The organism is Zarconia navalis LEGE 11467, from assembly GCF_015207075.1.
Classification (GTDB): Bacteria; Cyanobacteriota; Cyanobacteriia; order Cyanobacteriales; family Geitlerinemataceae; genus Zarconia; species Zarconia navalis.
In genome coordinates, this window is record NZ_JADEXN010000247.1 from 1 (window position 1) to 7,492 (window position 7,492).

Sequence of the window (7,492 nt, forward strand, 5' to 3'; positions counted from 1 at the left end):
CCCCAAGCCAGACAAACGGGAATAGAAATTAGAGCCATGCAGCCGGGTATGTGGAGAAACAGCCCCAAGTCTCGAAAAATAGTTTTATGGTTTGAATGCACGGTTTAATATATAGATAAAAATAAAAAATATACGGCCAAATGCTTATTTTAAGATGAGCGAAGTCTATATAGACTACCACTGAAAATCAGAAAAGATAAGCTCGATGTGGCTGTCATGAATTTTGACTCTCAACTTCGAGTTTTAGTTTTTGCGGTTACCATCGACACTTATCGATTCTGAATTTATTTCTTCTCATCGAGCATACTCAACAGTTTTCCAGCAATGAGTCTTTTAGGGTCTGTTAGAACTTGCACGCCCAACCCCTCAAACATATTTTTATGCTCTCGATCGATGACCATCGAAACTAAATTTTTTACATTATGTTTTTTGCCCAAAAACATAGTCATCAGATTGGCAGAGTCATCTTTTGTGGTGGCAATAATGGCATCTGCGCGATCGACGTCTGCTTCTTCGAGAATACCGCCCTTTGCAATATCTGCTTGAAAAACCTCCACGTCAAATTCTTGTAATATTTTTTGAGCGCAATCGCTATCTTTTTCAATGATGGCGACTTTATGACCGTTTTCGAGAGACATTGAGGCGAGATAGCGAGCGGTTTCGCCTCCCCCAACTACGATGATGTACATAACAAAACTCAAAAGTGAATTGAAGCGATCGAGCCAAAAACTCGACCCAGAAAAAAGGGATGCGATCGAGTCACATCCCCTTCAAAAAAACGGCTCTTAGCCAACGCCTAGGGCGCCAGCACCGGCCGAGGCAGCAGCCGACACTGCCGCCGTTAGGAACAGCCACCACGCGGCCGTTGCTGCCGCCTTGCGGGTTTCTTCCATTTGTTTTTGCGCTGCGGCTTTCGCTTGTTCCAAGCGCGCTTGAGTTTCGATTTGCAAGCGCTCTGCCTTACGCAAAACGCGGGTTCGGGTGCGTTCGACCTGGGAGACGATCCGATCGGCATCGGCAGCGGAGATATCGTCACGAGAACTCAACAGGGCGATGAGGGTATCGCGATCGAACTGGGAGAGGCGCTCGCGCAGGGCATCAAATCCCGCTTCGGGATCGTCGAACAACGTCGCCACATCTCCCTTGAGACTGTCGTAGTTGAGTTCCGGACGCTCCAAGCTGTTGAGGTAAGCGCGGATTTTAGCAAAAATGCGATCGAGAACGGACTGGACGCGCTCTTTGATACTTTCAAGTTGCATCACCACCCGATCGCGCACTTCCAGAATTCGATCGACGATGCGATTGGCTTCTTCTTCCGAGATATCCGGCCGCTGGGCGAGCAGGGCGACGAGAGTACTGCGATCGAAGTAAGACAGGCGAGTGGTCAAACTTTCCATACCGGCACGGGGGTCTTGCAACAGCAGTTCCACATCCCGCCCGATCCCGGTCGGACTGAGTTCGGCTTTATCCGTCGAGCGCAGGTAATCGGCGATCGACTCTTGGAAATTCTTCGCCTTCATTTGAGCGCGACGGGCCAATCGTCGGGGCGCACCGGCCAAGTCTCGCAGCGTCCCTTGTACGTCATCGATAATCCGATTGACTTCTTCTTGGCTCAGATCGTCCCGTTGGGCGAGCAACTGTACCAGCGTATCTCGATCCATCGTCGCTAAGCGATCCTGAATGGCTTGGAAACCCACCTGGGGATCGTCGACCAGTTTCTGCAAATCCCGCTTGATACCCTCGGGGTGCAGTTCCGGTTTGCCCGTCGAACGCAGGTAGTTGCCAATCGCCGAAGTGGCGCGATCGTACTGAACTTTTGCCCGTCCGGTCAGTTGGGCGGGGGTATAGCGGATGCGAGTCCAGGCACTTTCGACCCCATCGACGAGATCTTCAGCTTCCGCCTCGCTCGTATCTGGCCGCTGAGATAGCAGTTGCACTAAAGTATCGCGATCGAACCGAGAAGCCCGCGCCCGCAATGCCGAGATTCCGGCTTGGGGATCGTCGAGCATCAGCTTGAGTTCCCGCTCGATTCCCTGGGGATGGAGTTCGGGCTTACCGGTATCGCGTAGATAAACCTGGAGTTTGTTCCACTGCTCTTCGGCTTTGGCTTTTGCAGCGGCTTGGGTACTCGCAGCTTCTTCGAGAACCCGATCGCGAGCAGTTTCGAGTTCTGTGGCGACTGCCGAGGCTTCTACGGGAGTCATATCGGGTCGTTTGACGAGAATCCGCTCGAAAGCCGCGCGATCGAACTTCGAGAGGCGCTCTTTGAGTTGTTCTTCGCTAGCATCTTCATCGGCCAGAATCGGCTTGAATTCCAGTTGGATTTTTTCCGGAGTCAAGTCTTGGGGAAATGCCGCTAGCAGGTAGTGTTCCACATCGGCGAGCAAGCCAATTCGAGCTTTGCGTTCTTGGGCTTCTCGGGCGGCGTTGATGACTTCGAGGCGAATCGAATCGAGTAGGATAGAAATTTCTCGGATTTTCTTTTGGGTAAAGACCCCCCGAGACTGGAGTAATTCCACAAAATCCGATCGACTCCACCCTTCGAGTTCCCGCGCGATCGGTTCTGGGTTAGCTTGAGGATCGTAAAGCAGATCGCGAAACTCTCTAGAAACCGTTTCCGGCTTCATTTCCCAAGAGTTGGTATTGAGGAGGTAGTTTTCAAGATCCGCCCGAATCGGATTGTAGGCGGGTTTCTCGTCGCCAAAGCGATCGGCCACTTTCTGGGTTTGCTCGCCCAAATCGGATTTGAGGGTGTCGAGCTGAGAAAGCACCTTCTCAATATCGAAGTCTGAGAGATCCGTGCGTCCCATGACCAAACCCATGAGACTGTTGAGGCCCATCGTCAAGGCTTGAGAGACGGGGCCCGTTTGTTGGGACTGACGGCGCTTGCGCATCTCCCCGGCAACCCGGTCGATTTTTTCCGTCAAATCCGAACCTAAAAGCTGGCTGGCATCGGCGGATTTGAGGTAGTCCACCAACTCCGAAAGGGGATCTTTGTCGGGCAACTTACTGGCAGTTTTGTGCCACACGGCTTCCAATTGATCGGCGATGCGATCGACTTCTCGCTTCGAGAGGTCGCTGCGGCTGCTGACTAGCTCGACGAAGGTGCCCCGGTCGATATTTTGCAAACTATCGCTTTGGGTAATTTCTTGAAAGTTGGGATCGTCGAGCAACGCTTCAAATTCATCGCGGATTTTCTGGAAATCTAACTGCGCCGGACGTAAGCCTTCGATGTAATCTTCCACCTGTTCGCGCAAGCTCGTCGGATCCATTGCCGAGCCTAACTCCCGGCGGACGGCAGATGCAGCCGCTTCGGCCGTGGCCACCACTTGGCTGCTGGCAACTTTACCTCCAATGGCCGCTGTTGCCGTCCCCACGATCGCTTGCACGCCGGAGGTGACGGTATTGACGACCGAACCCATCAGCGAACCGATCGCCGTCGAACTCACCCAAACCAGCAAGAAGAAGTAGGTCGCCCAAATCACCAAACCGGCGATCGCTCCCAAACCAGAAGAGGCTAGCAAACTCAACTTCACCGCCAGCAGACAGGCAAAAAACAGGGAGAGGGTGACGCTCACAAGGGTTCCCAGCCCCACGGCAAAGCCGATTTTACGGATGGTTCCCCCGCTACTACTCGAGTTGGAATCGTCATCGGAAGACCCTCCAGCCAGAGACATACCAGCGGCTACCCCGAGATTGGTCAGCAGTAGTTGGAACGCAAACGCTAAAACCACCCCAGAAATGAGGGCGGCGAAAAATTGCGGACCGCTGAAGACTAGAGAAGCATCTTCAGCGGATTCGAGGGTAGGTTCGACGATAACCTGGGCAAATGGCAACCCCAAATGACCCAGTTGCGAGGTAAAGATTGCACTTTCAAGCATGATGTCCTGCGAGTTGAATGTGGCTAGAGAATATCAAAAAAATCGCACTTCCTTTTTTATAATTCGATCGATTCCAAAATTGAAACCGATTGCGGGCGTTTAAATCTTCGTATCTTAAAAATTTTCCCTAGCTGGGAAGTGGTAGCTACCGTATAGAACGATTGAAGCCCAACCGATCCTAGACGAAACTACCAGCCGTTTCCCGCTAGGCCATACTGACCTAGGTCGTTAGCGAGCCAGGACAATATGGGCATCAATAGAAGTAAGAGATACAGAACAGAGTTTTAAAAACAAGGAAGTACGATACTCCCAGTCAACTCGATCGCCGGTGCGGCTTACATCCCCCTAAGGACAGAACACCGGCATTGCATCAGTCTTCCGAAAGATATAGGGGTGGCTACGGCAATTTATAACTCGCAACCCTGACTTGAAGTTGACTGGGTTCGGGGTTGTGGCTGAAGATGAAGGCTCCGGCTCGGGTTTCGCCGCTGGAGAGAAACTTGAATTGCTGGGAACCGCTTTCTTCGACTCCATCGGGACAACTCAGTTGAGCGACGACTTCCACCGACTCGGCCGTTTTCCCACCGCGATTGGTGACGTTAAAGGGAACGTAAAATTGCCCGTCAACCTGGCGAATCTCCGATCGAAGTTCGATGGAGAGAATGGGGGGTCGATCTTCTCGATCGATCCAGCTATAGACGATGAGACTGACCACTAGAGCCAGCAGGGACAGGGATAGGTAAAAGCTGACTCGTTCGGCGATCGAACGCGGTGGGGGTTGTCGTGCTTCGTGCGAACTCGAATCGTTCATACGGCCAACCGTCCGGCGGCACCGCCAATGGTGGCAGGCAGTCCGAGAACGATCGTGTAGCACAACCACAAGTACCACGGATCGTCCCAGGAAAGCTGCTGGAAAAACCACAGCATCAACGCCGAAGCGAGTAACGACAGAATATAGGAGACAAGGGTCTCGTTTTGGGGGCTTTGAAAGATTCCCTGTTGCTGTTGTCGTTTGGACTGGTTGGTGAAACCTGCCACAAACACGATTCCGTAGGACACGATTAAAGAAGCCGCAACGATCGCGAGCAATTTGGGGGGAGAGGAGGCCGCGGCGAGAACGGGAACTTCATCGGTGGGGGCAATACTAAAGGCAATAATAACCGCCCCAAATAGAGTCGTACTCAAATCGGCAAGGGTTCCGGCGGGGGTTTGGGATGATGCCGCAGAACGATTGCTCCCATCATCCTTCGAGGGAGATCGTTTCTGGGCTTTTTCCCATCCCGGTTCGCCACTTAAAATGAGTTTTGATAGGGCAACGCCGAGAGAAAAGGGAACGCTCTCAAATACGATTTTGCCCAAACTTTCCGTTAAAGGCGTTTGCGATGTAATTCGGCTCAGTAGAATTAACATCAACGTCGCACAAGTCAGACCAATGGCTAAGGCTTCTACGCTTTCTTGAATAATATCGATCGCCCGACTCGGACGCGAGGCGCGAAAACCTTCGACGCAGTTGAGAGAAAAAACGACTCCCAGGGTCAGAGTGAGGATACATAAGAGAATGGGAGGGGAAACCTGGGAACCGATCCACCACACTTCTAGGGTGTAGATGAGGGGAATCCCAAATAAGAAACCTCCCGAAGCACCACCTACGAGTTCGGACAGTTCGTTTAACCAAATATTGTTTCCGTAGGGACGCTGAGGTTGAGCCATCGAAAGTTTCGCTGGGGGCAATTTGCGCGACTGAAATGCAGACAATACATATTATTAGGCGAGTCGCGCGTCGAAAAGTCCGAGTGAATCGAACTTTCAATGTCTAAAGCCAATGGCGAATTCGGCTTTTTATTCCCAACGCCCGCACGCACTGTCATAGCACTATATCTTATTTGAGCATTTGAGCGCGAACTGTTGACTTTCAACATGACTTTCAACGACGCGAACCCAAGACGCGATCGCTCCCTCAAATCAAAATCCCCGAGAGCTAGTTTTTCAAAGCCCTCGGGGATTCTCTAGACGTTATGAATCGAAGTTATTCGGGCAGAGTTTTCAACTTAGCTTGTAGATACTTCTTCTCCCTCGAGTTCGGGGGAAGTGGCGCTTAAGTTAACTTTCACCGCACGATTTCGATCGGCATCTTCTTTGGGTAAAGTGAGGGTTAGGATACCGTTTTTGTAGTCAGCTTCGACGCGATCGTTTTCGATATTTGCAGGTAACTCGATGGTTCGCTCGAACTTACCGTAATGGAATTCCGATCGAAAGTAGCCTCGATCTTGATGCTCGTTTTCGTAACGACGTTCTCCACGCAGGGCGATCGTATTTCGCGAGGCACTAATGTCTAAATCCTTCGGTTCGAGACCGGGAATTTCTGCCCGCAGAGTTAGACGATCTTCGCTGTCAAATAGTTCGACTTTTGGTTGCCAAGAAGTGGCTGAGTAGCCGTCCCACCCAGTCATATCATCGAATACTCGATCCATTTGACGGCGAATAACTTCCATATCCGTCCAGGGGTTCCAACGAATGATAGCCATAAAATAATGACCTCCTTTCTTGTCTTCAATTAGTTCGCAATTTGAAATTATTTTCTTCGCGAACTACAGTTCTATATTGCCAAAACTATCTTTAAAATACAGTGAGGAGAACCGAAAAATCATATTCTAGTTACCCGAAATACAAGAAAATATAGCAGTTCGCGATATCCGTTCGGACAAGTGACCGCAGGCAGTATATCCGGCGAGAGCGGGTTTAGATAAAAATCTCAGTCAGGGCATCGTTTGTCGCTAAACCCGTCCCTACATTTTTTTGATAGCAACTGCTGCTGCTGGCGGGCGCGGACACAAGTGACAATTGTGTAATTTGGCCGAGGTCTTCCCCCGGTTTCCCACAGTCAATTGTGACCTAACCGATATGGCGACTGCAATACCTCATGGCGATGAGAAACGCTATACTCATTACTCATTACTTATTACTTATTACTTATTACTTATTACTTATCCCTGTCACCGTTCCTTGCATTTTCCAACTTCCCAATTGCGGATCGGAAACTTCTAAAATCCCGCTATCGAGTTTTTGATTCACATACGGACTGTTCAACTCATCCCAATTTTCCAACACCCGTTCCTCTCCATTTATTTTCCCCCGCGAGTATGCCGCATCAGTCGCATAATCCATCTCCAACAAATCCCCCTCCAATCCCCGATACACCAGCCGTCCCCCCGATTCCCAAATGCGATCGTCAATTTCAGTATCATCGAGGGCATTGTGCAACGCTGCGATGTCGGGATAGTCGGCACCTCGGGCAACATCCACCACCCACGCCGTCCGCTTCCCCCGCGCCACCAACGCTCGATAATCTTCCTTCCCCCCATCCACCGGAGATTCCAACTCGATGCGGTCCCCCCAAGGACGGGCGCACAACCAGGTATTTTCGATTTGCCAAATATACCAATCCCCGTAACGTTGGGGTTCTCCGTAGCGCTGGGGGAGGACTAAATGCGATCGCGCCGGAACCCCGGCTGCGATATCCTGGGGATTGAGAATCAGTTGGAAAATGGTGGCACTGCGCTCTTGCAAATAGCGATCGCCGGGACTGCGCCCGGTTGCCATGGGGCTATGGT

General features: G+C 51.2%; 5 protein-coding genes and 1 pseudogene. All 6 read right to left on the reverse strand.

Annotated elements, in window-relative coordinates; translation table 11 throughout:
• Positions 1 to 284 precede the first annotated feature (284 nt).
• Entirely contained in the window at positions 285 to 689 is a 405-nt protein-coding gene (locus IQ235_RS13565; RefSeq protein ID WP_264321989.1) for a potassium channel family protein, read from the reverse strand.
• A gap of 96 nt (positions 690 to 785) precedes the next feature.
• Positions 786 to 3,881, reverse strand: a complete 3,096-nt coding sequence (locus IQ235_RS13570; RefSeq protein ID WP_264321990.1) for an MFS transporter — start codon at positions 3,879 to 3,881, stop codon at positions 786 to 788.
• 397 nt (positions 3,882 to 4,278) lie between these two features.
• The gene (locus IQ235_RS13575) at positions 4,279 to 4,692 is read right to left on the reverse strand and encodes a TIGR02588 family protein (RefSeq protein ID WP_264321991.1); all 414 of its coding nucleotides are present in this window, start codon (positions 4,690 to 4,692) and stop codon (positions 4,279 to 4,281) included.
• Positions 4,689 to 5,591 (reverse strand): TIGR02587 family membrane protein, encoded by a 903-nt coding sequence (locus IQ235_RS13580; RefSeq protein WP_264321992.1) that lies wholly within the window; start codon positions 5,589 to 5,591, stop codon positions 4,689 to 4,691. Before IQ235_RS13580 ends, IQ235_RS13575 begins: the two co-directional genes overlap by 4 nt.
• A 338-nt stretch (positions 5,592 to 5,929) precedes the next feature.
• Positions 5,930 to 6,406: an Hsp20/alpha crystallin family protein gene (locus tag IQ235_RS13585; RefSeq protein WP_264321993.1), complete on the reverse strand. Its 477-nt coding sequence runs from the start codon at positions 6,404 to 6,406 to the stop codon at positions 5,930 to 5,932.
• 448 nt (positions 6,407 to 6,854) lie between these two features.
• A pseudogene (locus IQ235_RS13590) lies at positions 6,855 to 7,492 on the reverse strand (hypothetical protein); the annotation flags it as partial.